This window comes from Bradyrhizobium sp. LA6.8, from assembly GCF_040547935.1.
Classification (GTDB): Bacteria; Pseudomonadota; Alphaproteobacteria; order Rhizobiales; family Xanthobacteraceae; genus Bradyrhizobium; species Bradyrhizobium barranii.
Genome location: NZ_JBEPQQ010000007.1, coordinates 284,243 through 310,655, shown reverse-complemented (window position 1 = coordinate 310,655; position 26,413 = coordinate 284,243). Strand labels below are relative to the sequence as shown.

Here is a 26,413-nt window from a genome sequence, read left to right as displayed (position 1 = left end):
CGCTAGGATTTACCGGCGGCCGGCCGCTGCGGCTGCCCCTCATAGGCAGAGACGATTCGCGCCACGAGCTCGTGGCGGATCACGTCCTCGGCTTTGAAATGAACTTGTGCAATACCTTCGACGCCGCCCAGCAGGCGCGTCGCTTCCGCAAGGCCCGAAGTCTGGCCGTTCGGCAGGTCGATCTGCGAGGGATCGCCGGTCACGATCATGCGGCTGTTCTCGCCGAGACGGGTCAAGAACATCTTCATCTGCATCGACGTGGTGTTCTGCGCCTCGTCCAGGATGATCGCGGCGTTGGTCAGCGTGCGGCCGCGCATGAAGGCGAGCGGCGCGATCTCGATCTCGCCGGTCTGGAGCGCCCGCTCGACGATGCGCGCGTCCATGAGGTCGTAAAGCGCGTCGTAGATCGGACGGAGATACGGATCGACCTTCTCGCGGAGATCGCCGGGCAAAAAGCCGAGCCGCTCGCCGGCCTCGACCGCCGGACGCGACAGGATGATCTTGTCGACTTCCTTGCGCTCGAACAGCTGCGCGGCATGCGCGACCGCGAGCCAGGTCTTGCCGGTGCCGGCAGGGCCGATGCCGAACACCAGCTCGTGGCGCTTCAGCGCGCGGATGTAGGAATCCTGCGCTGCGGTCCGCGCGCGCACCGGGCGCTTGCGCAGATTGATGCTGTCGAAGGTGGATTTGGCCGATTTGGCGTCGAATTCGAACAGCGAGCCCTGTGCGATCACGGCGCGGATCGCGCCTTCGACTTCGCCCTGGTCGAGATCCTGCCCCTTCACGGCCTGCGCGTAGAGTGTCTCCAGCACGCGGCGCGCGGCGTCGCAGCCGTCGCGCGTGCCGCCGATGGTGATGTGGTTGCCCTTGGAGTCGACCACGACGCCGAGCCGCCGCTCGATCTGGGCGAGATGCTGGCCGTAGGGGCCGACCAGCGCGGATGCGGCGCGGTTGTCGTCGAAGTCGATGACGACCTGGGTCTCGGGCGGAACTTGCATGTCGCGGTCAAATTTGCGGCTGGGAGCGAACGAAGACGAATCCGATGCGCTTTTTGGCAAGGGTTCAGGCTCCAATGGCTTGCGATAAAGCGGGCTCGCGCGCGTTACGCGGCGTCACGAGCTCACCGAGGAAACTATAGCGTTCGAGGCTGTCGATCCGGACCGGCAGGATCTGTCCGATGATGTCGGGCGAGGCCATCACATGCGCAGGCTGGAGGAAGGCAGTGCGGCCGACGATCTGGCCCTCCTTGCGGGCCGGACGCTCGAACAGCACATCGACCGTTGAGCCAATCGCAGCCTTGTTGAAGGCCGATTGCTGGCTGTCGATCAGTTCCTGGAGCCGCTCCAATCGCTGGTCCATCTCGGCGGGGGACACCGTCTCCTGCATATCCGCGGCCGGCGTTCCCGGCCGGGCGGAGTATTTGAACGAATATGCGGCAGCGTAGCCGATTTGCGTGACAAGCGCGAGGGTGGCGAGAAAATCTTGCTCGCTTTCGCCGGGGAAGCCCACGATAAAATCTGATGAAAAAGCAATGTCTTGGCGCGCGGACCGGAAACGGTCGATGACACGCCGATAATCATCGGCGGTATGTTTCCGGTTCATGGCGGCGAGAATCCGGTCCGAACCCGACTGCACTGGCAGGTGCACGAACGGCATCAGCTCGCCGAGATCGCGATGGGCTGCAATCAAACTGTCATCGACATCGCGGGGATGGCTGGTCGAATAGCGCAGCCGCGCAATGCCGGGAATCTTCGCGAGATGTTCGAGCAATCGGCCGAGCGGCCAGGCTTTTCCGTCCGGTCCCTCGCCGTGATAGGCGTTGACGTTCTGGCCGATCAGCGTGAGCTCGCGCACGCCGTTGTCGGCGAGCCGCTTCACGTCATCGACGATCTTCGCGACGGGGCGCGAGACTTCGGCGCCGCGCGTATAGGGCACCACGCAGAAGGTGCAGAACTTGTCGCAGCCTTCCTGCACCGTGACGAAAGCGGAAATGCCGCGCGCGCGAATCGCATCGGGTTTTGGCTGGGCCAGGAAGCCGAACTTGTCGGCTGCGGGAAACTCGGTCTCGATCGCACGGCCTTCGTCGCGCGCGCGCTTCAAAAGCTCCGGAAGGTGATGATAGCTCTGCGGGCCGACCACGACGTCAACCACCGGCGCACGGCGCGTGATCTCCCCACCTTCCGCCTGCGCCACGCAGCCCGCCACCGCGATCTGCATCGCCCGGCCCCCGCGCGCGGCCTCTTCCTTGGCGACCCGCAGCCGGCCAAGCTCGGAATAGACCTTTTCGGAGGCCTTCTCGCGGATATGGCAGGTGTTGAGGATGACGAGGTCGGCATCCTCCGCGTTGGCCGTCTCCACGAATCCTTCCGGAGCCAGCGTGTCCACCATGCGCTGGGCATCGTAGACATTCATCTGGCAGCCATATGATTTGATGTGCAGCTTGCGCGGCGGCGTCATGGAACCCGGAATTGAGGTGGAGGACGCCCCTCAGATATAGGCTGGAGGGGCGAAAATCCAGCGATTGACACCCAGCAGGGTGGTTCGGGGGCGCCCGCAAAGCGGGAGAACCCGGAATCCAGAGGTTTTGGCACGAGATTCCGGGTTCGCGCGCGTTGCGTGTGCCTGGGAATGACGACGAGGCCGAAATCAGCCCGCCCGGGTGTTCCCCGCGACCCGCCGGACCAGCTCCGGCAAGTGCCGCATATCGTCGAACGTCAATCCGGCGCCTGCGGCACGCAGCCTCTCGGCGTGACCCGGCGGGCAATGGCTGCCGCCGTGAAAGCCCAGCACGCTCATCCCGGCGGCATGCGCGCCGGTCACTCCGGGGACGCTGTCCTCGATCACGACGCACCGTTCAGGCGCGGCTTTCATCCGTTCGGCGGCAAACAGGAACAGATCGGGTGCGGGCTTGCCGCGAGCGACCTGGCTCGCGGAAAAGATGTTCGGGGCGAGCAGGTCGTAGAGCCCGGCGCATGTCAGGCCGTGATGGATCTTCTCCGGCGTGCCGCTCGATGCGACGCATTTCGGCAAATCGATTGCGGCAATCGCTGCGGCCACGTGGGTGATCGGCTGCAAATCGCTGGCGTAAAATTGCAGCGTGGCCGCATTCACTTGGCTCTCAAGATCGTCGGGGAGGTTGTGGCCGATTTCCTGTTCGACCATCCGCCGCGCGTCTTTCTCGGATACGCCGAGGAAGCGGACCAGCACCTGCTCCGACGTGATCGGATAGCCGTGCCGTGTCAGCACGTCCGCGTGTGCGCGACAGGAGATCACCTCGCTGTCCACGAGCACGCCGTCGCAATCGAAGATGATGAGATCTATAGGCACGAGGGCATGATCCGGAAAAGTGTGGAGCGGTTTTCCGACAAGATCATGCCACTTAAGACGTCGGCTTGTCGTCGTCGAGCGGGACGCAATAGAGCTCGAGCCGGTGATCGACCAGCTTGTAGCCGAGCTTGCGGGCGATCTCCGCCTGCAGCTTCTCGATCTCCTCGGAGGTGAACTCGATCACCTTGCCGTCGCGCAGATTGATGAGGTGGTCGTGATGGCTGTCGCGCATCGTCTCGTAGCGCGCGCGGCCCTCGCGGAAATCATGGCGCTCGATGATGCCGGCATCCTCGAACAGCTTGACGGTGCGATACACGGTCGAGATCGAGATCTTGTCGTCGACGGCGACACAGCGCCGGTACAGTTCCTCGACGTCGGGGTGGTCGACCGATTCCGCCAGCACGCGGGCGATGACGCGGCGCTGCTCGGTCATGCGCATGCCGGTGGCGGCGCAGCGTGCCTCGATGCCGGTCGCCTTGGAGGCGGATGAAGGTTTAAGTCCAGTCATAGTGTGTCTGCCTGACGGGGGCGCTTTCTGCCATCAATGTTACGACAAGTCACGTCGCATCAGAAGTGCGTTCAATTGTTCCCCGTTGGGCTGCTTATAGTAGCGTTCGCGGCGCCCGACCACCATGAATCCGGCCCGATCGTAGAGCCGCCGCGCCGGCTGGTTATTTTCCTCGACTTCGAGAAATATTGTGCGCACGCCGCGCCCTGCGAGGTGGCCGAGATGTGTCATCAGCAACGTGCCGGACAGCCCGCGGCCGCGGTGTGCCTGGTCGACCGCGATGGAGAGGATTTCCGCTTCGTCCGCGCCGATCCGCGAGACCGCGAATCCGATGGTCTTGCGGCCGAGCCGCAACCGGTGCACGAGCGTGTTGCGCTCGCCGATCATGCCTTCGAACTCGCCCTCGCCCCAGCCGCGGGCAAAGGATTGTCCGTGCAGCTGCGCCAGCCGCGCGGCGTCGCGCGTGGAGGCCGGCTCGACGGCGGCCGTGCCGCCGCGCCACCATTCCGAAAGCCATCTCATCATGAGGTTGCGGCTTGTGCGGCGAACGGTGGCTGTGCGGCCGGCTTTGCGTCGGGCGCCTTCAGATAGAACGGCCGCGCCGGCGTGGTTTCGGGATTGGCCGCGGCGCCGAGCCAGGCGACCCAGCCGATGTCGGGCGCGGGCTGGGCGTCGACCGCAACGGGTTGCGGACCGTCCTTCGGCCAGCGATCGGCGAGGATCTTTGCGGCATTGCCGACCAGATGCGGCGCACCGAATTGCGAGGCCGCGATCGCCGCGTCAATTGGCACGACGCTCGGCCGCACCAGCGGGCTGCCGTCGCCGGCTACGATCTGGAAGTAGACGTGATCGTGCCGCGCATCGATCGCCGAGATCACTGGCGCCGTTCCGCTCTGGCCGACGACGGTGGCGGCATAGGCCGAAAGCGTCGTCAGCCCGACGGCGGGCCGCTTCGCCGCAAGCGCAAGGCCGCGCGCCGCCGAAATGCCGACCCTCAGGCCCGTGAAGCTTCCGGGACCGACGGTGACGGCGATGCGGTCGAGCGAGGTGAAGGCAAGATCGGCCGATTGCATCACACGCGCGATCATCGGCATCAGCGCTTCGGCGTGGCCGCGCTTCATCAGAAGCGATTCCTCCGCAAGCAGCTGGACGGCGTCGGTGTCGAGAACGGCAGCCGCGCACGCTTCCAGCGCGGTATCGATGGCAAGGATCAGCATCGAATCAGCTTAGTCGGTCGAGCCGCGGTCGAACCAGTCCAAGTTTGATTTCTCGACAGGCGCACGATCGGCCCCGTAATTCTACGTGGACGCGAAGGCGACAAAATTTTCGCTCCCCATTTTCGATGCGGATGCATCAATTTGCAACCTTAGAGATAGCTAAGTGATTGAAATGTTGGCATTTTAAGTAATCATTAGCAAACCAATGACACCGTCAACGGGCGGGAGAGTGAGTCAACGACGACTCAGACGGGGCGCTTTGGCAGATCAAGCCGCGCCTGTTCGGTCATTTGGAAGGGTTCATTTATGTCTTTTTGGCGAAGCGGTTCTTCGGCTAGGGAGGCTTTGGCTCAGGTCATTGCACTCGGCAAGTCGCAGGCGGTCATCGAATTTAATCTCGACGGCACCATTATCACGGCCAACCAGAATTTCCTGGACGCGATGGGCTACCGGCTCGACGAGATCGCCGGCAAGCACCACAGCATGTTCGTGATGCCGGAGGAGCGGGGCAGCGCGGCCTATCGCGAGTTTTGGGCGCAGCTCGGCCGCGGCGAATATCAATCAGCCGAATACAAGCGGCTCGGCAAGGGCGGCCGCGAGATCTGGATCCAGGCGTCCTACAATCCGATCATCGACGAGGCCGGCAAGCCGGTGAAGGTCGTCAAGTTCGCGACCGACATCACCGCGCGCAAGATCCGCAGCCTCGAAGACGCCGGCAAGATTTCCGCGATCGGCCGCGCCCAGGCGGTGATCGAGTTTAATCTCGACGGCACCATCATCACAGCCAACGAGAATTTTTTGGCCACGGTGGGTTATCGGCTCGACGAGATTCAGGGCCGCCACCACAGCATGTTCGTCGGACACGGCGAGCGCGACAGTGCGGCCTATCGCGAATTCTGGGCCAAGCTCGGCCGCGGCGAATTTCAGTCCGGTGAGTACAAGCGCTTCGGCAAGGGCGGCAAGGAGGTCTGGATTCTCGCTTCCTACAATCCGATCCTCGATGAGACCGGCAAGCCGTTCAAGGTGGTGAAGTTCGCGACCGACGTCAGTGCGCAGAAGCTGTCGAATGCGAATTTTGCCGGGCAGATCGAGGCGATCGGCAAGTCGCAGGCCGTGATCGAGTTCAGCATGGACGGCAAGGTTTTGACGGCCAATGAAAACTTCCTCGGCGCGCTCGGCTATACGCTGTCCGAGATCGTCGGCAAGCATCACAGCATGTTCGTGGGCGCTGACGAGCGCGACAGCGAAGCCTATCGGGCCTTCTGGGCCAGGCTGAACGCCGGTGAATTCCAGTCCGGCGAATATCAGCGCATCGGCAAGGGTGGCCGGCAGGTCTGGATTCAGGCCTCCTACAACCCGATCCGCGACCTCAACGGCAATCCGTTCAAGGTCGTGAAATACGCCTCCGACACCACCGCCCAGGTGATCGCGCGCAAGCGCAGCGAGAAGGTGCGCGACATGATGGAATCGGTCGCCGCCGGCGCCGAGGAGCTCAACGCCTCGGTGCGCGAGATTGCCGAAGCAATGACGCGCTCGCGCGAGACCGCATCGACCGCGGTCGATCGGGTCGAGGCGGCGGACCATCAGGCGCAGCGGCTGACGCAGGCGGCGGAGTCGATGAGCATGATCGTGCAGCTGATCGGCAGCATCACCGGTCAGATCAATCTGCTGGCGCTGAACGCCACCATCGAATCCGCGCGCGCCGGCGAGGCCGGTCGCGGCTTTGCCGTGGTGGCATCTGAAGTGAAGAACCTTGCCAATCAGGCCAAGCAGGCCGCCGACCGGATCGAGCAGGAGATCGGCAATCTGAACGGCATCTCGGTCGACGTGGTCGCCGCGCTGGGGGCGATCCGGGGCGCGATCGAGGGCGTCAGCGAATATGTGTCGTCAACGGCCGCCGCCGTCGAGGAGCAGAGCACCGTCACCAGCGAAATGTCGGCGAGCATGCGCAAGGCCGCGGAAGAGGCGGCGAGCATCGGCCAGGCGGCGTAGGAGATATCTCGTAGGGTGGGCAAAGCGAAGCGTGCCCACCTCTTCTTCTCGCGATGATTGCACGGTGGGCACGGCGCAAGCGCGCCTTTGCCCACCCTACGGCACTTCGCCTACATCGGCCGGACTTCGACCACGTCAGGCACGAAATGCTTGAGCAAATTCTGGATGCCGTGCTGGAGCGTCGCGGTCGACGACGGGCAGCCGGCGCAGGAGCCCTTCATGTTGAGATAGACGATCCCGTCCTTGAAGCCGCGGAAGGTGATGTCGCCGCCGTCATTGGCGACCGCGGGCCGCACTCGGGTCTCGATCAGATCCTTGATCATGTCGACCGTCTCGGCATCGGACTCGTTGAAGAACTCATCCTCGTCGTCGAGATCGACATCGCTTGGAGCCGCGCCATCGGCGAGCAACGGCGCGCCGGACATGTAGTGCTCCATGATGGCGCCGAGGATCGCGGGCTTGAGCTGCTGCCATTCACCGTTCGCCTTGGTCACGGTGATGAAATCCGATCCGTAGAACACGCCGGTGACGCCGGGCACGTCGAACAGCTTTTCGGCCAGCGGCGAGCGCGTGGCCGATTCGCGGCTCGAAAATTCCATCGGGCCGCCGTCGACGACGACGCGGCCGGGAATGAACTTCAGCGTGGCGGGATTGGGGGTGGCTTCGGTTTGAATGAACATGGTTTTCTCCAGACGTCGCCGGTTCAAGGCCGGCGCGCAAGCTATCCAGTAGCAGATGGCGACGGGGAACGCACGGTCAAGGGGTGGGTAGGACGTTTCGTTGCGATATCAGCGGGTTAGGACACTTTAATATTCCCGCGCCGTCATGGCCGGGCTTGACCCGGCCATCCACGCCTTGCTTCGTGGCGCCAAGAACGTGGATGCCCGGGACAAGCCCGGGCATGACGGATATCTGGTTGGCCGCAGTCCAGATAGGGACGTCTACGACAGCGAATCCACGCTTCCATCGCTCAGCGCGCCCGAGATGATGGTCACCGGCACCGGGAACGTGCCCAGTTCATGCGCCAGCAGCGAGACCAGCGGTCCCGGACCCTCCGCGCCGGGATTGGCGGCGAGCACCAGCATGGCGATGTCAGGGTCCTCGTCGATCACGGCGAGCAGCTGTTCCATTGCATCGCCTTCGCGGATCACCCGCTCCGGCGTGATCGCGGCGATGCCGTTGGCGCGGCCGGCGGCGCGGTCGAGCGCGGCTTCCGCCGCCTCCTGCGCCTCGGCGCGCATGATCTCGGCCACCCCGAGCCATTCCTGACTCTGCTGCTCGGGCTCGATGATGCGCAGCATGACCACGCCGCCGCCGGCGCGGATCGCCCAGCGGCTGGCATAGTAGACCGCGCGATCCCATTCGGCGGTGTCATCGACGATCACGAGGCATTTGGGCTTGTGACCCGGCTCGAAGCAAAGTCGCTTGCTGGTCATGCATGTCCCGGAATGTGCGCGGCCGGCATGCTGCCACACTCCCTCACGCTTGGGGAGAGGAGAAGCGGCCGGCGCAGTGGGCGCCGGCCGGGTCTCGCAAATGCGGGGAATCAGCGCCGGCGGATGAAGCCGACGATGTCCTTCGAGAGCTTCATGGTCTCGTCGGCGATGGCGCGGGCCCGGTCGGCGCCATCGTTCAGGATCGCGTCGATATGGCCGGGGTCGGCGACGAGGCGCTTCATCTCGCCGGCGATCGGCGAGAGTTTTGTCACGCACAGATCCACCAGCGCATTCTTGAAGCTGGAGAACTGGCCGCCGCCGAATTCTCTGAGCACGTCGGCCTTGGAGCGGCCGGAGAGCGCGGCGAAGATACCGACGAGATTGTCGGCCTCGGGGCGCGCTTCCAGGCCCTTTTCCTCTGACGGCAGCGGCTCGGGGTCGGTCTTCGCCTTGCGCACCTTCTGCGCGATGGTGTCGGCGTCGTCGGTCAAATTGATGCGCGAATTGTCGGAGGCGTCCGACTTCGACATCTTCTTGGTGCCGTCGCGCAGGCTCATCACGCGCGTCGCCGGTCCCGTGATCAGCGGTTCCGGCAGCGGGAAGAACAGGCCGTCATTGGCGCCGAGGCTGCGGATCGAGTCACCAAAGTCGTTGTTGAACTTCTGCGCGATGTCGCGCGAGAGCTCGAGATGCTGCTTCTGGTCCTCGCCGACCGGAACGTGGGTGGCGCGGTACAGCAGAATGTCGGCGGCCATCAGCACGGGATAGTCGAAAAGGCCCACGGACGCGTTCTCGCGGTCCTTGCCGGCCTTCTCCTTGAACTGGGTCATGCGGCCAAGCCAGCCCATGCGCGCGACGCAGTTGAAGATCCAGGCGAGCTCGGCGTGACCCGAGACCTGGCTCTGGTTGAACACGATGTGCTTCTTCGGATCGATGCCGCTCGCGATGAACGCCGCGGTCACCTCGCGGGTGTTGCGCGCGAGCTCGACCGGTCCGCCCCAGACGTCCACGCCTTGCGTGATCGCGTGCATGTCGACGACGCAATAGATGCAGTTGTGGGTTTCCTGCATCTTCACGAAGTTCACGATCGCGCCGAGATAATTGCCGAGATGCAGATTGCCCGTCGGCTGGACGCCCGAAAAGACCCGTTCAACGAATGCCATGGTAAGCCTTCCTGGAAGGTATTCGGCCGTCGTTTCCAACAGCGGCGCTGCCCCGTCAAGGGTAATTCGATGGCGTCACGGCTCGGACTCGGTCCGGGCCGGGCGCTTCAGCACGTTAGCCGCCTCGCGCCATGAGGCCGCGCCGAGGACCTGCAGGAGCACGCCATAGACGGCGATTCCGGCTGCGATCTGCGCGCCCAGGACGATGAAGCGGATCAGCCCATGCGCCTCGGCGGGCGACAGGCCGGTCGTCAGCCAGAGCAGGGCGCCCATGGCGGCCGCGGCAAGCACGATCCGCGGCAGCCGGTTGCGGGCGGCCGCATCGACCGAGAAGCCGAACTCGCTGGTGCCTTTCCGCAGCAGCGAGATCGCACTGCTCCAGGCCCCGGCCGCGATGCTGGCAGCGATTCCGCTCGCGCCAAGGACATGTCCGAGCACGACAGCGAGGGCGATCGCGACCACAAAGCCCTTGGCGGTCGCCAGCAGCGGCGTCATCGTGTCGCTGCGGGCATAGTAGGCCGGCGACAGCGCCTTGATCAGCACATGCGCCGGAAGGCCCAGCGCCAGCCACATCAGCGCATGCGCGGTGGCCGTGCTGTCGTCCGCGCCGAACGCGCCATGCTCGAACAGCAGCCGCACGATCGGCTCGGCCAGCACGACGAGGCCGAGCGTCGCCGGCAGCGCCAGCCCGGTCGCAAGCTCCAGCGCGCGCGATTCCGCATGCGCCACGGCGTCACGGTCGCCGCCACGCACCGCGCGCGTCAGCTCCGGCACCAGCACCGTGCCCATGGCGACACCGACGATGCCGAGCGGCAGCTCGATCAGGCGGTTGGCGAAATAGAGCCAGGACACCGCGGAAGGCGTGGCGGAGGCGATGATCGCGCCCGCGACCATCAGCCATTGCGGGCCCGAGCTTGCGATCATGCCGGGGATGGCTTTGGCAAAGAAGGCGCGCATCTCCTTGTCGAATCTGACATGCAGCGGCGTGGCCAATTGCGCACTTCGCTGCGACAGCAGCATCAGCAATTGCAGCAGTCCGGCGACGCCGACGGTCGCGGCCAGCATCCATGCTGCGAAGCCGGCGTCGGCATGCCAGACGAGCAGCATCGCAATGGCCGCAATCAGCGCGATGTTGAACAGCAGCGGCGAGAATGCCGTGAGTGCAAAGCGCCCCTGCGCATTGAGCAGCCCCATCAGCACGGTGACAGGTCCGGCGAAGGCGAGATAGGGCAGCATCAGCCGCGCGTTCGCGACGGCGAAATCGAGCGTGCCGCTACCCAGAAATCCGGGCGCGATCACCGTGATGATCAGTGGCATCAGCAGCGCAATCACGATCGAGATCGCGATCAGCGCCGCGCTGACCGTGCCGAGCACGCGTCCCGCGAAGGCGGAAGCGGCCTCTTCGCCATCACGGTCACGGACGCGCAGCCAGGCCGGGATCAGGGCCGCGTTCAGCGCCCCCTCGCTGAGCAGCCGCCGCACCACATTGACGAGCTGGAACGCCGCCAGAAACGCATCGGCCACGGCGCCCGTGCCCAACAGAGCGGCAATCATGGAATCGCGCGCAAAGCCCAGCAGCCGCGAGGCCAGTGTTCCCGTTGAAACTGTCAGGAAAGAGCGGATCATTGCGCCGACATAATACCGTTGCTTGCCCGCTTGGGGCCGGTCGTGATAGGCCGCGGGCCAGATTTCAGACCGACAGGAAGCGGATTTCCGCGGGTATCGCAATCCGCCAAACAGGATCAAGGTGAATGGCTGACGTGAAATATGACGTTCTTGGCATCGGCAACGCGCTGTTCGACGTGCTGGTCAGGACTGACGAGGCCTTTTTGGGCAAGCACGGCATGACCAAGGGCAGCATGTCCCTGATCGACGAGGCGCGGGCCGCCGCCATCTACAAGGACATGGGCCCGGCGACGGAAGTCTCGGGCGGCTCTGCCGCGAACACCATCGTCGGCATCGGCAGCCTCGGCGCACGCGCGGCCTATGTCGGCAAGGTCAAGGACGACCAGATCGGCAAGCTCTATGTCCACGACATCCGCGCTGCCGGCGTCGCCTTCAACACGCCCGCTGCGAAGGATGGCCCTGCGACCGGCTGTTCCTACATCCTGGTCACCGATGACGGCGAGCGCACCATGAACACCTATCTCGGTGCCGCGCAGGATTTGTCGCCCGCCGACATCGATCCGGCCGAGATCGCTGCCGCCGGTATCGTTTATCTCGAGGGCTATCTCTGGGACCCCAAGAACGCCAAGGACGCCTTCGTCAAGGCGGCGCAGATCGCGCATGATGCCAAGCGCAAGGTGGCGCTGACGCTGTCGGATTCGTTCTGCGTCGATCGCTATCGTGACGAATTCCTCGGGCTGATGCGCAACGGCACCGTCGACATCGTGTTCGCCAACGAATCCGAGCTGCATTCGCTCTACACGACCTCGGATTTCGACACCGCGCTGAAGCAGCTGCGCAACGACGTCAAGCTCGGCGTGGTCACCCGCAGCGAGAAGGGCTGCGTGGTGGTGACGCCGACTGAGGCCGTCGCAGCGCCGGCCTCACCGATCGCGAAGCTGGTGGACACCACCGGCGCCGGTGATCTCTTCGCCGCCGGCTTCCTGTACGGTCTCGCGCGCAACCTTGCGCACAAGCAGTGCGGCGAGCTCGGCGCGCTCGCGGCCGCCGAAGTGATCCAGCACATCGGCGCGCGTCCGCAGGTGTCGCTGAAGGAGCTGGCGCAGCAGCGCGGGTTGACGGTTTAACTCCGCTTTCTCCCCGTCATTGCGAGGAGCGTAGCGACGAAGCAATCCAGACTATCTCCGCAGAGGCAGACTGGATTGCTTCGCTGCGCTCGCAACGACGCCGTACCCTAAGCCGTCTTCGCCGCCTTCAATCCCAGCCGCTGCTCCACAGCATCGCGCATCACGAATTTCTGGATCTTGCCGGTCACGGTCATCGGAAACTCGTCGACGAACTCCACATAGCGCGGGATCTTGTTGTGCGCGATCTGGCCGTCGCAGAACGCGCGAACCTCCTCGGCCGTCAGCGTCTCGCCCGGCCTGACGCGGATCCAGGCGCAGAGCTCCTCGCCATAGCGGGTGTCGGCCACGCCAAAAATCTGCACGTCCTGAATCTTGGGGTGGCGATACAGGAATTCCTCGATCTCGCGTGGATAGAGGTTCTCGCCGCCGCGGATCACCAGATCCTTGATGCGGCCGACGATGTTGCAATAGCCCTCGTCGTCGATGGTGGCGAGATCGCCAGTGTGCATCCAGCCATTGGCATCAAGCACGTCCGCCGTCTTTTCCTTCTCCTCCCAATAGCCCAGCATGATGCTGTAGCCGCGGGTGCAGAGCTCGCCGCGTTCGCCGCGCTTGACGATCCTGCCCTCGAGATCGATGACCTTGACCTCGACATGCGGATGAATCCGCCCGACGGTCGAGACGCGCCGTTCGAGCGGGTCGTTCGTCGCGCTCTGGAAGCTGACCGGACTGGTCTCGGTCATGCCGTAGGCGATGGTGACCTCGCGCATGTTCATCTCGGTGTTGACGCGCTTCATCACCTCGATCGGGCAGGGTGCGCCCGCCATGATGCCGGTGCGCAGCGATGTCAGGTCAAACTTCGGGAATTCGGGGTGATCGAGCTCCGCGATGAACATCGTCGGCACGCCGTACAGCGCCGTGCACTTTTCCTGCTCGACCGCGCGCAGCGTCGCGAGCGGATCGAAACCCTCGCCGGGATAAACCATCGTCGTGCCGAGCGTGACGGAGGCGAGGTTGCCCATCACCATGCCGAAGCAGTGATAGAGCGGCACCGGAATGCAGATGCGATCCTGCTCGGTCAGGTGCATCGCACGGCCGGTGAAATAGCCGTTGTTGAGGATATTGTGGTGCGTCAGCGTCACGCCCTTGGGCGATCCCGTGGTGCCGCTGGTGAACTGGATGTTGACGGGATCGTCGAATTGCAAGGCAGCGCCGAGTGCAATGAGCTGCTCGCGATGCTGCGCTCCGCCCATGCGCGCGACCTCTTCGAACGGGATCGTGCCTGATGCCGCGGGGCCACCGATCTGGATCACCATCCGCAAGTCCGGCAGTCGCGCTGCGTTTAGTTGTCCGGGCTTGGCGCTGGAGAGTTCCGGCAGCAGCGTGTTGAGCATCTCAATGTAATGACTGGTCTTGAACACGGTCGCCGTGACGATCGCCTTGCAGCCGACCTTGCGCAGCGCGAACTCCAGCTCGCTCAAGCGGTAGGCGGGATTGATCGTCACCAGGATCAGGCCGGCCTTGGCGGCGGCGAACTGGGTCAGCGTCCATTCCGGCCGGTTCAGCGACCAGATGCCGATCCGCTGCCCCCGCTCGAGGCCGAGCGCGAGAAAGCCGGCGGCGAGCGCGTCGACCCGTTCGGCGAATTCGGTCCAGGTCCATCGCACGCCGTGGCTAGGCGAGACCAGCGCCTCGCGATGGCCCCAGCGCCGCACGGCGCGGTCGAGGCTGCGACCGATGGTTTCGCCGAGCAGCGGCGTGTCCGAGATGCCGCAAACATAGCTGTCGGCTTTATCAGCCAAATTGTCCGCCAAGCTCGTCTCCTCAAAGCTCTTGCCTCGTGCCTGAAGCCGATGGCCTTGGCACGAGGTTATCCATTGCAGCGAAGGCGCGCGACGCCGCGCGCCTCATACTAAGGGGTTAGGCCGCCTTCTTCCCGCTGCCCGCATCGAGCCCGGCATAGACACCACGCTCGAAGCCCGCGAACGTCTCCAGGCACTTTCCGTCCGCAAACGGCAACAGCTGCATCAGGATCACGCCGGTGACGTCGCGCGCTGGATCGATCCAGTAATAGGTGTTGGCGAGGCCCGCCCAGGCGAGGCTGCCTGCGCTGCGGCCTTCCGCCGTCCTGGCGGTGTTGATCATGAAGCTGAGGCCCCATTTCTTCGCCTGCTCCGGGTAGAGATCGACGTCGTTGGTGTAGATCGGCGCCGCCGTCGCCAGCTTGGTCATGTTGAGATCGCCCATCTGGTTCTGCCCCATCATGGCGATCGTCTCGGCCTTCAGCACCTGGTTTCCGTTGCCGCGGCCCTTGTTCAAGATCATCTGGGTGAACTTGATGTAGTCCGCCGCGGTCGAATAGAGGCCGCCGCCACCCATGTGGAATTCGGGGTTCTGCTCGAGCTCGAACGGAATCGCGCCAAGCTGACCGTCCTCGCCGCGCGCATGCATGCCGACCAGCCGCTTGCGCATGTCGTCGGTGATCTTGAAGCCGGTGTTGCTCATGCCGAGCGGGGCGAACAGATTGTCGCGCAGATATGCGTCAAGCCGCTTGCCGCTGACCGCTTCGACGGCCTTGCCGACGAAATCGATATTGGTGCCGTATTCCCAGCGCGTGCCGGGATCGGTCATGATCGGCGTCTTCAGTGCGGCGTTCTGGCAGGTGATAATCCCGGGCGTTCCGGTTTTCTCCATGTAGGTGCCGAAATCGGCATTCCACATGTCGTAGCAAAAGCCGGCGGTGTGGGTCATGAGCTGGCGCAGCGTGATCGCGCCCTTCGCCGGTCGCAGCTTCGGCTCGCCCTTGGCATCAAAACCTTCGAGCACTTGCGGCTTGGCGAGGTCGGGCAGCACCGAACCGATCGGCGCATCCAGCGACAGCTTGCCCTGCTCGACGAGCTGCATCGCGCCTGCTGAAGTCACCGCCTTCGTCATCGAGGCGATCCAGAACACGCTGTCGTCCGTCATCGCATCGGGCTTGGACAGGTCGCGCTTGCCGAACGCGCCTTGATAGATCACGTCGTTGCCGCTGGCGGCGATCGCGACGACGCCGGGAATCTCCTTGGCGTCGCTCTTCTGGCGCAGGATCTCGTCGATCTGGGCTTTGCTTTGCATACGCATTTCCTCCGGTTTGATTATTGTTGGAAGTGAATGATTGTCCTCCTGCACGGTCCGCGCGGCAAGCGCGTCCAGATGCCCGCGCCGGTCGCGATGTCGTGACTTGACGGTGCGTGGCGTGCGCAGGACGAGAGAGGGCTGAACTGCAACACTCCGTCACAATCTGCGGTGGATGGCCGCAACTCACCGTGACCGTGGATGGGCTCTGGCGATATGTTTCACGTGTTTGAAGCACTTGAAACATTTTGTGCGTTGCGGCGTTTCCGCACGCGGCCAATCGACGGCCAACGTTAAGACTTGAAGCAAATATTGGCGGTCGTTCATGACCGCGAGGGGGACCTCAGATGATTTCGACCTGGAGCGAATGGAAGCGCTATCCCCGTCCCGGACGGGGCGACAATCTCGAGGCGCCGATTTCGCCCGGCATTTACGAGGTCCGGATCGCCGGCACCGGCGCGCTCTATTCGTTCGGCGCCGTCGACAATCTGGCGCAGGCGCTGGCGCTGCTGCCGGTGGGCTCGAAATCCTGGTTCGGCCGCCGCGACACCTCCGACGTTCCCGATCTCGAATACCGGACGTGCGCGACGTCCTCGAAGGCCGACGCCAAGGCGGCCGCCGAGCGCATGATCGGCCGGCGCGAGACCTATATGAGTGGCGCGGCATAACCGCGCCGTTGCCACTTTAACTCCCAGCAGATGTGCGTTGCGGGACGGTGCATTGCGCGCCGTCTGTCCCTATATTCGGGGCCGATCCGATCGCGCCCCGAGGAGTAACGCCATGACCCCGACTGCCGCCGCACGCGCCCCGCAAGCCACGTCCAATCTGCGCGACCGGTTGAAGGATCCGTCGTTGCTGAAGGAGGCCTGCTACATCGACGGCGCCTGGGTCGGCTCGCCGGTCTTCGCGGTCAACAATCCCGCGACCGGCATCGAGCTCGCGAAGGTTCCGCAGCTTGGTGCGGACGATACGACCAAGGCGGTCGAGGCCGCCGAGCGCGCCTTTCCGGCCTGGGCCAAGCACACCGCCAAGCAGCGCTCCAACATCCTGCGCAAATGGTTCGAGCTGATCATCGCCAACCGCGAGGATCTCGCGCTGATCCTCACCTCCGAGCAGGGCAAGCCGCTCTCCGAGGCGCTCGGCGAGGTCGATATCGGTGCCGCCTATATCGAGTTCTTCGCCGAGGAAGCCCGTCGCGTCTATGGCGAGACCATCCCGACCCAGCGGCCCGATGCGCGGCTGCTCGCGATCAAGCAGCCGATCGGCGTCTGCGGCGCCATCACGCCGTGGAATTTCCCGAACTCGATGATTACCCGCAAGGTTTCGCCGGCGCTGGCGGCCGGCTGCACCGTGGTGCTGAAGCCCGCCAACGAGACGCCGCTCTCGGCGCTGGCGCTGGCCGTGCTCGCCGAGAAGGCCGGCGTGCCCAAGGGCGTGCTCAACATCATCACCGGTGACGCGCCGCCGATCGGCAAGGTGCTGTGCGAGCATCCGGCGGTGCGCTTCGTCGGCTTCACCGGCTCGACCGCGGTCGGCAAGATCCTCTACCAGCAGGCCGCCGTCGGCGTGAAGCGGCTCGGCCTTGAGCTCGGCGGCAATGCGCCGTTCGTGGTATTCGACGATGCCGATATCGATGCCGCGGTCGAAGGCGCGATCGTCTCGAAATACCGCAACATGGGTCAGACCTGCGTCTGCGCCAACCGCATCTACGCCCAGGACAAGATCTACGACGAGTTCGTTCAGAAGCTCTCGAAGAAGGTCGCGGCGATGAAGATCGGCGATGGCACCGAGAGCGGCGTCACGCAGGGCCCGCTGATCAATTTGAAAGCGGTCGACAAGGTCGAGCGCCACATCGCGGACGCCGTCAAGCGCGGCGCCAAGGTCGTCACCGGCGGCAAGCGCAGCGAGCTCGGCCGCTCCTTCTTCGAGCCGACGGTGCTTGCCGACGTCAAGCCGGACTCGCTGGTGGCGCAGGAAGAAACGTTTGGCCCGCTCGCGCCGGTGATCCGCTTCAAGGACGAAGCCAATGTGATCGCGATGTGCAACGCCTCGCCGTTTGGCCTGGCCTCCTACTTCTACTCCCGCGATCTCGGCCGCGTCTGGCGCGTCGCCGAAGCGCTGGAATCCGGCATGGTCGGCGTCAACACCGGCCTGATCACGACCGAAGTCGCGCCCTTCGGCGGCGTCAAGGAAAGCGGCCTTGGCCGCGAAGGCTCGCGTCACGGCATGGAAGAATATGTCGAGATCAAATACGTGATGATGGCGGGGGTGTAGGGCCTCGCCGATCAGTCCTTGCTTCGACGTAGTTCGCTGGGACTGCGTCCGAGCTCGCGTCGCATCCATTTGGCCAGATGGGACTGATGGGCAAAGCCCGCTTCGAGGGCAACATCGCTTAGCTTGCGATCGCCTTGAAGGAGGAGCTGGCGCGCGTGCTCCACTCTCCTTCTCAGGATGTAGCGATGAATCGTGACATCCATGGCCGCCTTGAACCAGGTCCGTAGATGCGAGCTGCTGACGCCGGCCTCGCGGCTGAGAATGTCGATTGTGAGCGGCTGGTCGAGATTTGCATCGATATAGGCGAGGACTCTCTGGAGCTGCGCGTTCGAGAGGCGGATGGCCTCTCCCGGCGGATCATTCGCCAGGTTGATCAATTCGACCGCCAGGGCCATTCCCACGTTTTCGGCAAACAACGGGCCGCTCGGCGAGCCCGCTTTCACGTCGCTTTCGAGAGCCTGTCCAAGCAGAACGATGCGGTCATTCCGCAGCATATGATGATGCGTGAGCCGGGCGGCTGCCAATTGTCGACTCCTTGATGCTGCATGGTCCAGCATGCCTGGTGCGAGCCGGATCTGAAGCGACTGGTAGGGCGTCTCAGCCACGAAGCCGCCGATGGCGCCGGACGGAATCACATCGATATCGCCGGCCTGACGTAGAAACTGCTCCCCGGTCTCGAGACAGAATGAGCGCGTCGCCCGGCTGAGGTGGATGATGATGCGGTGATCGCCGATCGGCTCCAGCGCAACGGCGTCAGGCTCGGTTCGCCTGGCCGCAGCGGTGGCGCCGGCCGATGTTGACGCCGAACTCGATCTCGCACGCATGGGTCAGGCTCCAGATCTTGGCGGAACGTGTTCGATATTTGGCGGATCGTGCGCGATTTTCAACGGCGCCGGCGTCAAAGAACTCATCTGTCGTTTCCCGACAAATGAGGATGCCAAGTGAGTCACTACGTGATTGTGGGAGCCGGCCCGGTCGGGCGCGAAACCGCGCGCCTTCTGGCGGAAGAAGGGCACAGTGTCATCCTGACCAGCAGGAATGCCGGATCGCTCAATGCCGGCGATGTGCGTACGGTTTCGTCGGATGCCACCGATGCCGCTCAGCTCGCCGCGCTCAGCAAGGGCGCAGATGCGATCTTCATGTGCGCCATGGCGGCCTATCATCGATGGCCGACCGACTTCTTTCCGATCATGGACGGAACGGTCAAAGCGGCCGAGCAGGTTGGTGCCAGGCTGCTCGTGGCCGGGAATGTCTATGGCTACGGCGTGGCCGCCGTGAGCCCTCTTACTCCGGACCTGGAACCGGACCCGTCCAGCCGAAAGGGCATCACCCGGCACATCATGTGGCAGCGCGCACTGCGATCGAGCGTTCCTGCTATCGAAGTCCGCGCAAGCGACTATCTGGGCCAAGGTGCGGTCGCGTATTTCTCGCTACTGGCACTGCCATCGTTGCTCAAGAACGAGCCGGTATCTTTCCCCGGCGATCCCGACGTGGCGCATGCCTGGTCCTTCACCAAGGACACCGCGAAGACGCTGGTTGCGGCGTCGCGCTTCACTGGAGAATGGGGCCGCGCCTTTCACGTGCCGTCGCAGTCGGCGTCGGTGCGCGAACTGGTACGGAGATTCGCAGCCGTGCTGAAGATCGACGCTCCTGGCCTGTCGCGACTCGCCCCGGCTGAGCTGGAAGGCATCGGCTTCAGCGAAGGGATCGAGATGGCCTATTTGTTCGAAAAGCCGCTTTTGCTCGATGCCGGCGATACAGAGAAACTGCTGGGCGTCACCGCGAGCAGTCTGGACCCGATGGTTCGCGACACACTTTCGCAAGTAGCAGACATGGATGCGACAGGGAAGGAAGCAAAATGAGTGAACAGGTGACCAATCTCGTCCAGAACTACATCGGGGTCTGGAACGAGAGAGATGCCGGGAAGCGCCGGTTGCTGATCGAGAGAGTCTTCAGCGACGCGTGCGTCTATATCGATCCTAATGACTCGGTGGCTGGAAAGGATGCGATCGAGCGCCTGGTGCAAGCCTTGCAGGCGAGACTTCCGGATCTCCGCTTCACGCTTGCCGGTCACGTGAACGCGCATCACGATCAGGTCCTGTTCGGCTGGACGCTGGCTGCGCCCGGAGCCGCAACACCTGCCGCCACAGGCGTCGACATGGCGGTGTTGGACGGTGATCGCATTCGGCAGCTTCATGGATTTGTAAATCCGCGGGACCAATAGCGTGTAGCCCGGACTGCGCTCCGCTCCATCCGGGCCGCGCGCCCGTCACCGCCGCAGCACCGCAATCGTCCGGTTCGCGAACGTCAGCCGCTCGGCCATGATCGACACGAAATAGGTCAGCAGCTTGTGGCTGAGCGCGGGGTCCTCATCCCTGATGGCGTCGAACTGGAGCGTGTTGAGCACGTAGAGCACGCTGGCGACCTCGGCCTGGATCGTCGCGCTGCGCGGCGTGTTCGACACCAGTCCCATCTCGCCGATCGTGGTGTAGCGCCCCAGGCTGCGCACGCGCGTGGTGCGGTCGTCGTCGGCGGGGACCATGATGCCGACGCGGCCGTCGAGGATGAAATGCATGGAATCGGCGGGGTCGCCGGCCTGCACGATGATGTCGCCGGCCTCGACCTCGAGGCGCTGGCAGCGGTGGATCAGCGCGTCGGCGTCGGCCTCGCTGTCGAGTATCCCCGTGAACCAGTCGCGCAGGCTGGCTTCTTCCTGCTCCCGCCCCTGATGCTGCGAGATGATCTCGTTCTCGCACCATTCCAGCGCATGATCGAGCTCGGGAATGATGGTGACGCCCTCGCCGACGAAGTCGCTGGAGCGCAGCACCTTCTCGGCCGCCGCGGACAGGTGCACCATGATCAGCTCGACGCCGAGATCATGCGCGCTGCGCTTGATCTGGGCGAAGCTGTAGGCGGCCGAGGAGTCGACGCCGGTGACGAGCTTGAAGTCGAACAGCAGATAACGGCACTCCGGGCGCTCCTGGAGCAGCTGCTTGACGTGCTGGTAGAGCCGGTTGGCGGAGCCGAAGAACAGATAGCTCTGCAAGTTCAGGCCCTGGATGTTGCCGCCATGAGCCAGCAGCACGTCCTGGTCGTCGCGCGAGCGGTCGAGCGAGGAACGATATTCCGAGCCGTCGAAACTGTACTTGATCGACTCCACCCGTGCGGCGCTGAACGCAAACGTCGCGCAGCCGATGATCACGCCGATCAGGATGCCCGGCACGAAGCCCCAGGCGACGATGATCGCGATGATGGCGATCAGCGAGAGATATTCGAGCTTCGAAAGGCGCTTGCGCGACTCGATGATCCATTTGTGGAGCTGGTCGGCGCCGAGATAGAGCAGAAGGCCGCCGATGACGAATTTCGGGATGATGCCGAGCAGATCGGGCGCGACGGCAAGCATCAGCAGGGACAGCGCCGCGACCGTGAGGCCGGACAAGCGCCCGCGGCCGCCGCTGGAGAAATTGAGGATCGTGCGGCTGATCGAGCTGCAACCGGCATAGCCACCCAGCATGCCGGTCAGGATATTGGCGGCACCGGTGACGTTCAGCTCGCGCTCGAGATTGGCCTCGCGGTGCACGGCGACCTCGATGCCGGTGGTGTTGAACAGCGTGCTGGAGGCCGTGACGAAGATGACGGCAACCACGTTGCCGAGCAGGTCCGGCACGGCAAACCAGGGATAACGAGTGAGATCGTCGGTGTGCCAGGGCAGCATGAAGACCGCCTGCGGCGGCGGCTGAAACGTCCAGCCCAGGGCGCGAGCGTGATCGAATGAAACGCCGGTGATCCAGAACACCAGATGCGCCGTGAGCACGCCGCCGATCAGGATGATCGGCAGTCCGAACGGGCTGCGCGAGCGATGCCAGGTCAGATACAGCACCAGCGCCATCGCGCAGGCGGCGCCCAATTCCAGCAATGTGGTGCCGTTGGTGAAGTGCGTCAGCGTCGTGAGCTGGAGCGGGTGGTTGGTGATCACCCGCACCGCGCCCAGGGCGATGAGAAGTCCGGTGGCGCCAAGGAAGCCACCGACGACGGGATAGGGCACGTAGCGGATGGCGCGGCCCAGCCGCGTCAGGCCCAATCCGCACAGCACCAATCCGGTCAGCACCGTCGACAGGCCGAGCGTGATGAGAACCGGCGAGAGCAGCGGTGCCGACAGGTTCGCCGTCTCGAGGCGCTCGACTACCGAGGCTGCCAGGATTCCCGTCACCGCCGCGGTCGAGCTGTCGGGAGCACCAATTGCGAAGGGCAGGGAGCTGCCGAGCCCGATGACGACCGCAAGCACCGCGGAACTGACGAAAGTCGCCGTGATTCCGTAGGACAGGTAAGGCGAGAGCGGCCCGGCGAAGATCAGCAGCGAATAGGACAGCCCGAAGGTGACGGTCAGGACGCTGGCCGCCGTTCCGCCGAATATATCATTCAACGCACGCTTGAGGGCCGGATTGAATCGCGAAGCCGGGCTGAGAATAATTGCTGGATCGGTCACGCCGTTGCGCTCGCCCCTGAAAAGTCCCGTCCCGAGACGTAGACGAGTACGGGCTTAGCGCAACTGGATTCTTGTAACTGTGAAACATCCGACAGTTTTGCGGCGGTTTGGCGTGTGAACGGCCAATCACACGCGGCGGGCCATCCACGTCATTGCGAGCGCAGCGAAGCAATCCAGTCTGTGTGTTCCTCATCCTGAGGAGCGCGGAACGCGCGTCTCGAAGGATGAAGGCCCCGCTGGTGGCCTCGCCCTTCGAGACGCGCGCAAAGGGCGCGCTCCTCAGGGTGAGGAGCAGCAGCTCTGGATTGCTTCGCTTCGCTCGCAATGACGGAGCGAGACGAAACAGCCGGGCTTAGATCTTCAGCTCTTTCCCCGTCACGCGCCTGTAAGCTTCGAGATAGCGCTTGCTGGTTGCGTCCACGACGCTGGCGGGCAGCGGGGGCGGCGGCGCGTCGCCGTTCCAGCGGCCGGCGTGGCGCTCGACGTCGAGATAATCGCGCAAGGGCTGCTTGTCGAAGCTCGCCTGCGCTTGGCCGGGCTTGTAGGCATCGACCGCCCAGAAGCGCGAGCTATCCGGCGTCATGACTTCGTCGATCAGGATGATGCGGCCGTCCTTGTCGCGGCCGAACTCGAACTTGGTGTCGGCGATGATGATGCCCTGCTCGCGGGCGAGCTCCTCGCCGAGCGTATAGACCGCGCGCGTCATGCTCTCGAGCGTGTAGGCGACCTCGTCGCCGACGACTTCGCGCATCTTCGCGATGGTGATGTTCTCGTCATGGCCGGTCTCGGCCTTGGTCGCCGGGCTGAAGATCGAAGGCTCCAGCTTCTCGCTCTCGACGAGGCCCGCCTTCAGCTTCTCGCCGGCCAGCGTGCCGCTGGCGGCATATTCCTTCCAGGCGGAGCCCGAGAGGTAGCCGCGGATCACGCATTCGATCGGGAAGACGGTGGTGCGGCGCGACAGCATGGCGCGGCCGAGGATCTCGGCGCGATGCGGCTTCAAGGCCGGCACGGCGGCAATGATCTCGTCGGCGTCGGCGCTGATCATGTGATGCGGCACCACGCCTTCGAGCTCGTTGAACCAGAATGCGCTGATCTGGGTCAGCACCGCGCCCTTCATCGGGATGGTCTCGCCCATCACGACGTCGAAGGCGCTGATGCGGTCGGTGGTGACGAGCAGCAGGCGGTCGTCGTCGACGGCGTAGATATCGCGCACCTTGCCGCGTCCGATCTTGGGCAGGGGCAGGTCGCTGGAGAGCATGGCGGTCATCGGCAGGGCCTTCGCAGACAAGTCCATCGGACAGGAGATTCAGGCCGCACTGGATGGTACGGCCTAAATCGGGATAGCCTATTCCGGCAGCGGAATGAACTCATGTTCCTGCGGAACCGCGGCGAAGCGGCCGGTTTTCCAGTCCTCCTTGGCCTGCTCGATCCGCTCCTTGCTGGAGGAGACGAAATTCCACCAGATGTGGCGCGGGCCTTCCAATGCATCGCCACCGAGAAACATCATGCGCGTCGCTTTCAACGCCTTCACGGTGATGTGGTCGCCGGGCCGGAAGATCAGGAGCCGCGGCCCCTCGTACCGCTCGTTCGCGATCTCGACCTCGCCGTCGACGACGTAGATGGCGCGCTCCTCGTGGTCGGGGTCGAGCGGCACGCTGGCGCCCGCGACCGCCGCGACCTCGGTGTAGAACCAGGGCGACACCATGGTAACCGGCGAGGTGATGCCGAAGGCGGAGCCCGCGATCACCCGCGCGGTAAAATCGCGCTCGGAAATCATCGGCAGATCGCCCGCTCCGTAATGCTGGAACGACGGCGCGATCTCCTCGGATCCGGCCGGCAGCGCGATCCAGCTTTGCAGGCCCAGCATCTGCTGGCCCGAGGCGCGCTGCGCGTCCGGGGTGCGCTCGGAATGGGCGATGCCGCGGCCGGCGGTCATCAGATTCATCGCGCCGGGCGCGATCTCCTGGACATTGCCCTCGCTGTCGCGATGCATGATCGAGCCGTCGAACAGATAGGTGACGGTGGCAAGCCCGATATGCGGATGCGGCCGCACGTCCATGCCCTTGCCGGAGACGAACTGCACCGGGCCGAAATGATCGAAGAAGATGAAGGGCCCGACCATTTGCCGCCTGCCATGCGGGAGCGCGCGCCGCACCACGAACCCGTCGCCGAGGTCGCGGGTGCGTGGCACGATGACGAGATCGAGTGCGTCGCAGGACATGGGATCGCCGAGCGCGGGATCGTTCGAGGGTTGCCAGCTCATCTTGGTCTCCTGTTTCTTGCTGGTATGATCGTAACAGAACAATGTCGGGAACGGGAGAAGACCGATGATCCCACCGCTCAAGCCAGGCGCCAGGCTGCTCGAGGTCAAAGGCCCCCGAATCGAGACGGAACATTTGATCCTGCGGCCATGGCGCGCGGGCGATATTGCACCGAACGCCGCGATGCTGTCCGATCCCGGCACCGCCCGCTTCATCGCCGCCGACGGCAAGCCGGTCACGACCGAGATTGCCGGCTGGCGTAACGCGGCCGTGATCTCCGGACACTGGGCGCTCCACGGCTTCGGCATGTTTGCGGTCGAGGAGAAATCGAGCGGCAGCTACATCGGGCGGGTTGGTCCGTGGTGCCCGCCGGGCTGGCCCGGCTTCGAGGTCGGTTGGGGCATCGCCAGGGATTTCCGCGGCAAAGGTTATGCGGTGGAAGCGGCCAGCGCATCGATCGACTGGGTGTTTGACAGCTTTGAGATCGACGAGATCATGCACTGTATCGAGAGCACGAATACGCCGTCGCAGGGCGTGGCGCGCAGCCTGGGCGCCCGGAAGGAGCGCGAAATCGATCTGTTCGGCAAGCCGGCCGACGCCTGGATCACGTCGCGCGCCGCGTGGACCCGGCGAAATTGAATCGGTCTTTGATCTGAACTAGGTTCGCGTCACGCGCGTGCGTGCGCGATCGGGTCGACCGGATGCTGCTTGCCAATCTCGAACTTGCCTTTCGCGCCGGCGCCGTGGCGCTGCTGTTGGTGTTGGCGGCATCGTTGTTCGCGGACTTCCGCAACGTGCTGGCGGCTCGCCTCGGCGCCGCCTTCGCGCTCGGCTCGGCCGCGCACGCGGTGAGCTATTCGGTCGGCGTGACGTCGCTAGTGCCGGCCTGGCATGCGCCGCTGATCGCACTGTCGACCGGCAATATCGTGGTGTTCTGGCTGTTCACGCGCGCGCTGTTCGACGACGATTTTCGCCTGCGCTGGTGGCATGGGCTGGTCTGGGGACTGGTGACGGCCTTCAGCTTCGCCGGGTGCGTCTGGATCGCGCCGGGCGGCCATGTGCGGTTCTCCGTCACCGTGGTGAACCTGATCGTGCTCGGCTTCATCGCGCTCGCGGTAGGGCAGACGATCGCGTCGTGGCCGGCGGATCTGGTCGAGCGCCGGCGGCGTGCCCGCGTCTTCATCGTCTGCGCCGCCGCGCTCTATGGCGGACTGAACGCGCTGCTCCAGATTGCCGTTGCCGGCAGTGACGTCGGCGATGTCGCCAACACCATCAATGCCGGCGTGCTGGCCTGCGTCGTTGCGGCCATCGCCTACGCGATGATGCGCGTCGATGGTGCGGACCTGTTTCCGGCGAACGCGGGCGTCACGCCAGCGGTCATTCTGAGCCATCCCACAGCCACCGATGAAGCCGCCGACCAGAAGCTGATCGACGCCCTGATGCGCCTGATGGCGGATGAGCGGATCTATCGCCAGGAGAACATCACCATCGGCGTGCTGGCGGGCCGGCTGAAAATTCCCGAATACAGGCTGCGCCGGCTCATCAACCAGCGGCTCGGCTACCGCAATTTCAATGTGTTCCTGAACAACCACCGGATCGAGGAAGCCAAGGCCGCGCTCGCCGATCCCGCCCAGGCCGAGGTCCCCGTCATCACCATCGCGATGGACGCCGGCTTCCAGTCGCTCGGTCCCTTCAACCGCGCCTTCAAGGCGGTGACGGGCGTGACGCCGACGGAATATCGGCGGCTGAAGGTGAGTGCGGCGTAAGTTCTAACCCTTTCCAATCACGCCGAAATTCCAGAATCGACCAGCCCGGTTCAGTTTCAGCCAGTCCATTTTCCAAATCCGGCGAGCACTCCTCCGCCCGCTCCGGCTTCCTGCCC

Annotated in this window: 24 protein-coding genes; 8 read left to right on the top strand and 16 right to left on the bottom strand. The window is 64.4% G+C overall.

Annotated elements, in window-relative coordinates:
* Window positions 1-2 precede the first annotated feature (2 nt).
* The 6 genes from ABIA90_RS30680 to tsaB form a co-directional block, all read right to left on the bottom strand.
* Window positions 3-998: a PhoH family protein gene (locus ABIA90_RS30680; protein WP_063980131.1), complete on the bottom strand. Its 996-nt coding sequence runs from the start codon at window positions 996-998 to the stop codon at window positions 3-5.
* A 64-nt stretch (window positions 999-1,062) separates the two neighbouring features.
* Window positions 1,063-2,457 carry a tRNA (N6-isopentenyl adenosine(37)-C2)-methylthiotransferase MiaB gene (gene miaB / locus ABIA90_RS30675; RefSeq protein WP_354119129.1) on the bottom strand — a complete coding sequence of 465 codons (1,395 nt, stop codon included), beginning with the start codon at window positions 2,455-2,457 and terminating at the stop codon, window positions 1,063-1,065.
* Between the two features lie 189 nt (window positions 2,458-2,646).
* Window positions 2,647-3,327 carry an HAD family hydrolase gene (locus ABIA90_RS30670; protein WP_354119128.1) on the bottom strand — a complete coding sequence of 227 codons (681 nt, stop codon included), beginning with the start codon at window positions 3,325-3,327 and terminating at the stop codon, window positions 2,647-2,649.
* A gap of 52 nt (window positions 3,328-3,379) precedes the next feature.
* On the bottom strand, window positions 3,380-3,835 hold the full coding sequence (locus ABIA90_RS30665; protein WP_028150589.1) for a Fur family transcriptional regulator: 456 nt from the start codon (window positions 3,833-3,835) through the stop codon (window positions 3,380-3,382).
* 39 nt (window positions 3,836-3,874) lie between these two features.
* Complete coding sequence (rimI, locus tag ABIA90_RS30660) at window positions 3,875-4,360, bottom strand: ribosomal protein S18-alanine N-acetyltransferase (protein ID WP_063980127.1); 486 nt, start codon at window positions 4,358-4,360, stop codon at window positions 3,875-3,877.
* A complete protein-coding gene (gene tsaB / locus ABIA90_RS30655) occupies window positions 4,357-5,052 on the bottom strand; it encodes a tRNA (adenosine(37)-N6)-threonylcarbamoyltransferase complex dimerization subunit type 1 TsaB (RefSeq protein ID WP_063980126.1) in 696 nt (231 codons plus the stop codon). Before tsaB ends, rimI begins: the two co-directional genes overlap by 4 nt.
* Before the next feature lie 306 nt (window positions 5,053-5,358).
* On the opposite strand from tsaB, the gene ABIA90_RS30650 reads away from it, so the two are divergent.
* Complete coding sequence (locus ABIA90_RS30650; RefSeq protein ID WP_354119127.1) at window positions 5,359-7,044, top strand: methyl-accepting chemotaxis protein; 1,686 nt, start codon at window positions 5,359-5,361, stop codon at window positions 7,042-7,044.
* Window positions 7,045-7,154: 110 nt separating this feature from the next.
* Here the strand turns inward: ABIA90_RS30650 and ABIA90_RS30645 are convergent, their stop codons facing one another.
* The 4 genes from ABIA90_RS30645 to murJ form a co-directional block, all read right to left on the bottom strand.
* A complete protein-coding gene (locus ABIA90_RS30645) occupies window positions 7,155-7,724 on the bottom strand; it encodes a NifU family protein (RefSeq protein WP_354119126.1) in 570 nt (189 codons plus the stop codon).
* Window positions 7,725-7,985: 261 nt separating this feature from the next.
* On the bottom strand, window positions 7,986-8,480 hold the full coding sequence (locus tag ABIA90_RS30640; RefSeq protein WP_063980124.1) for a universal stress protein: 495 nt from the start codon (window positions 8,478-8,480) through the stop codon (window positions 7,986-7,988).
* 110 nt (window positions 8,481-8,590) lie between these two features.
* Window positions 8,591-9,643 carry a tryptophan--tRNA ligase gene (trpS, locus tag ABIA90_RS30635; RefSeq protein WP_085405057.1) on the bottom strand — a complete coding sequence of 351 codons (1,053 nt, stop codon included), beginning with the start codon at window positions 9,641-9,643 and terminating at the stop codon, window positions 8,591-8,593.
* Window positions 9,644-9,718: 75 nt separating this feature from the next.
* Window positions 9,719-11,269, bottom strand: coding sequence for a murein biosynthesis integral membrane protein MurJ (gene murJ, locus ABIA90_RS30630; protein ID WP_354119125.1), 1,551 nt, complete (start codon window positions 11,267-11,269; stop codon window positions 9,719-9,721).
* Window positions 11,270-11,394: 125 nt separating this feature from the next.
* On the opposite strand from murJ, the gene ABIA90_RS30625 reads away from it, so the two are divergent.
* Window positions 11,395-12,396: an adenosine kinase gene (locus tag ABIA90_RS30625; protein ID WP_354119124.1), complete on the top strand. Its 1,002-nt coding sequence runs from the start codon at window positions 11,395-11,397 to the stop codon at window positions 12,394-12,396.
* A 107-nt stretch (window positions 12,397-12,503) separates the two neighbouring features.
* On the opposite strand, the gene ABIA90_RS30620 is transcribed toward ABIA90_RS30625, so the two are convergent.
* Window positions 12,504-14,198 (bottom strand): AMP-binding protein, encoded by a 1,695-nt coding sequence (locus ABIA90_RS30620; protein ID WP_354119238.1) that lies wholly within the window; start codon window positions 14,196-14,198, stop codon window positions 12,504-12,506.
* Between the two features lie 118 nt (window positions 14,199-14,316).
* Window positions 14,317-15,510: a serine hydrolase domain-containing protein gene (locus ABIA90_RS30615; protein ID WP_354119123.1), complete on the bottom strand. Its 1,194-nt coding sequence runs from the start codon at window positions 15,508-15,510 to the stop codon at window positions 14,317-14,319.
* 347 nt (window positions 15,511-15,857) lie between these two features.
* Here ABIA90_RS30615 and ABIA90_RS30610 point away from each other — a divergent pair, with 347 nt between their 5' ends.
* On the top strand, window positions 15,858-16,178 hold the full coding sequence (locus ABIA90_RS30610; RefSeq protein WP_028150598.1) for a hypothetical protein: 321 nt from the start codon (window positions 15,858-15,860) through the stop codon (window positions 16,176-16,178).
* Between the two features lie 112 nt (window positions 16,179-16,290).
* Entirely contained in the window at window positions 16,291-17,784 is a 1,494-nt protein-coding gene (locus tag ABIA90_RS30605) for an NAD-dependent succinate-semialdehyde dehydrogenase (protein ID WP_354119122.1), read from the top strand.
* A gap of 11 nt (window positions 17,785-17,795) precedes the next feature.
* On the opposite strand, the gene ABIA90_RS30600 is transcribed toward ABIA90_RS30605, so the two are convergent.
* Entirely contained in the window at window positions 17,796-18,608 is an 813-nt protein-coding gene (locus tag ABIA90_RS30600; RefSeq protein ID WP_354119121.1) for a helix-turn-helix transcriptional regulator, read from the bottom strand.
* Between the two features lie 117 nt (window positions 18,609-18,725).
* On the opposite strand from ABIA90_RS30600, the gene ABIA90_RS30595 reads away from it, so the two are divergent.
* Together ABIA90_RS30595 and ABIA90_RS30590 are read left to right on the top strand one after the other, a co-directional pair.
* The gene (locus ABIA90_RS30595; protein WP_354119120.1) at window positions 18,726-19,646 is read left to right on the top strand and encodes an NAD(P)H-binding protein; all 921 of its coding nucleotides are present in this window, start codon (window positions 18,726-18,728) and stop codon (window positions 19,644-19,646) included.
* Window positions 19,643-20,008, top strand: a complete 366-nt coding sequence (locus tag ABIA90_RS30590) for a nuclear transport factor 2 family protein (RefSeq protein WP_354119119.1) — start codon at window positions 19,643-19,645, stop codon at window positions 20,006-20,008. Before ABIA90_RS30595 ends, ABIA90_RS30590 begins: the two co-directional genes overlap by 4 nt.
* Window positions 20,009-20,053: 45 nt before the next feature.
* Here ABIA90_RS30590 and ABIA90_RS30585 read toward each other — a convergent pair whose 3' ends face one another.
* From ABIA90_RS30585 to ABIA90_RS30575, 3 genes are all read right to left on the bottom strand, one after another.
* Entirely contained in the window at window positions 20,054-22,270 is a 2,217-nt protein-coding gene (locus ABIA90_RS30585; protein ID WP_354119118.1) for an SLC26A/SulP transporter family protein, read from the bottom strand.
* A gap of 352 nt (window positions 22,271-22,622) precedes the next feature.
* Window positions 22,623-23,537, bottom strand: coding sequence for a phosphoribosylaminoimidazolesuccinocarboxamide synthase (locus ABIA90_RS30580; RefSeq protein ID WP_354119237.1), 915 nt, complete (start codon window positions 23,535-23,537; stop codon window positions 22,623-22,625).
* A 78-nt stretch (window positions 23,538-23,615) separates the two neighbouring features.
* Window positions 23,616-24,533, bottom strand: coding sequence for a pirin family protein (locus ABIA90_RS30575; protein WP_354119117.1), 918 nt, complete (start codon window positions 24,531-24,533; stop codon window positions 23,616-23,618).
* Window positions 24,534-24,597: 64 nt separating this feature from the next.
* Here ABIA90_RS30575 and ABIA90_RS30570 point away from each other — a divergent pair, with 64 nt between their 5' ends.
* Together ABIA90_RS30570 and ABIA90_RS30565 are read left to right on the top strand one after the other, a co-directional pair.
* The gene (locus tag ABIA90_RS30570; RefSeq protein WP_354119116.1) at window positions 24,598-25,170 is read left to right on the top strand and encodes a GNAT family N-acetyltransferase; all 573 of its coding nucleotides are present in this window, start codon (window positions 24,598-24,600) and stop codon (window positions 25,168-25,170) included.
* A gap of 62 nt (window positions 25,171-25,232) precedes the next feature.
* Window positions 25,233-26,297 (top strand): helix-turn-helix domain-containing protein, encoded by a 1,065-nt coding sequence (locus ABIA90_RS30565; RefSeq protein WP_354119236.1) that lies wholly within the window; start codon window positions 25,233-25,235, stop codon window positions 26,295-26,297.
* Window positions 26,298-26,413 lie beyond the last annotated feature (116 nt).

Coding starts and splice junctions, on each gene's coding strand:
- miaB (WP_354119129.1), bottom strand. CDS start 2,457: ATGACGCCGCCGCGCAAGCTGCACATCAAATCATATGGCTGCCAGATG.
- ABIA90_RS30610 (WP_028150598.1), top strand. CDS start 15,858: ATGATTTCGACCTGGAGCGAATGGAAGCGCTATCCCCGTCCCGGACGG.
- ABIA90_RS30570 (WP_354119116.1), top strand. CDS start 24,598: ATGATCCCACCGCTCAAGCCAGGCGCCAGGCTGCTCGAGGTCAAAGGC.
- ABIA90_RS30640 (WP_063980124.1), bottom strand. CDS start 8,480: ATGACCAGCAAGCGACTTTGCTTCGAGCCGGGTCACAAGCCCAAATGC.
- ABIA90_RS30615 (WP_354119123.1), bottom strand. CDS start 15,510: ATGCAAAGCAAAGCCCAGATCGACGAGATCCTGCGCCAGAAGAGCGAC.
- ABIA90_RS30625 (WP_354119124.1), top strand. CDS start 11,395: ATGGCTGACGTGAAATATGACGTTCTTGGCATCGGCAACGCGCTGTTC.
- ABIA90_RS30645 (WP_354119126.1), bottom strand. CDS start 7,724: ATGTTCATTCAAACCGAAGCCACCCCCAATCCCGCCACGCTGAAGTTC.
- ABIA90_RS30575 (WP_354119117.1), bottom strand. CDS start 24,533: ATGAGCTGGCAACCCTCGAACGATCCCGCGCTCGGCGATCCCATGTCC.
- ABIA90_RS30605 (WP_354119122.1), top strand. CDS start 16,291: ATGACCCCGACTGCCGCCGCACGCGCCCCGCAAGCCACGTCCAATCTG.
- ABIA90_RS30580 (WP_354119237.1), bottom strand. CDS start 23,537: ATGACCGCCATGCTCTCCAGCGACCTGCCCCTGCCCAAGATCGGACGC.
- ABIA90_RS30600 (WP_354119121.1), bottom strand. CDS start 18,608: ATGCGTGCGAGATCGAGTTCGGCGTCAACATCGGCCGGCGCCACCGCT.
- ABIA90_RS30680 (WP_063980131.1), bottom strand. CDS start 998: ATGCAAGTTCCGCCCGAGACCCAGGTCGTCATCGACTTCGACGACAAC.
- rimI (WP_063980127.1), bottom strand. CDS start 4,360: ATGATGAGATGGCTTTCGGAATGGTGGCGCGGCGGCACGGCCGCCGTC.
- ABIA90_RS30590 (WP_354119119.1), top strand. CDS start 19,643: ATGAGTGAACAGGTGACCAATCTCGTCCAGAACTACATCGGGGTCTGG.
- ABIA90_RS30665 (WP_028150589.1), bottom strand. CDS start 3,835: ATGACTGGACTTAAACCTTCATCCGCCTCCAAGGCGACCGGCATCGAG.
- trpS (WP_085405057.1), bottom strand. CDS start 9,643: ATGGCATTCGTTGAACGGGTCTTTTCGGGCGTCCAGCCGACGGGCAAT.
- tsaB (WP_063980126.1), bottom strand. CDS start 5,052: ATGCTGATCCTTGCCATCGATACCGCGCTGGAAGCGTGCGCGGCTGCC.
- ABIA90_RS30650 (WP_354119127.1), top strand. CDS start 5,359: ATGTCTTTTTGGCGAAGCGGTTCTTCGGCTAGGGAGGCTTTGGCTCAG.
- murJ (WP_354119125.1), bottom strand. CDS start 11,269: ATGATCCGCTCTTTCCTGACAGTTTCAACGGGAACACTGGCCTCGCGG.
- ABIA90_RS30565 (WP_354119236.1), top strand. CDS start 25,233: ATGCTGCTTGCCAATCTCGAACTTGCCTTTCGCGCCGGCGCCGTGGCG.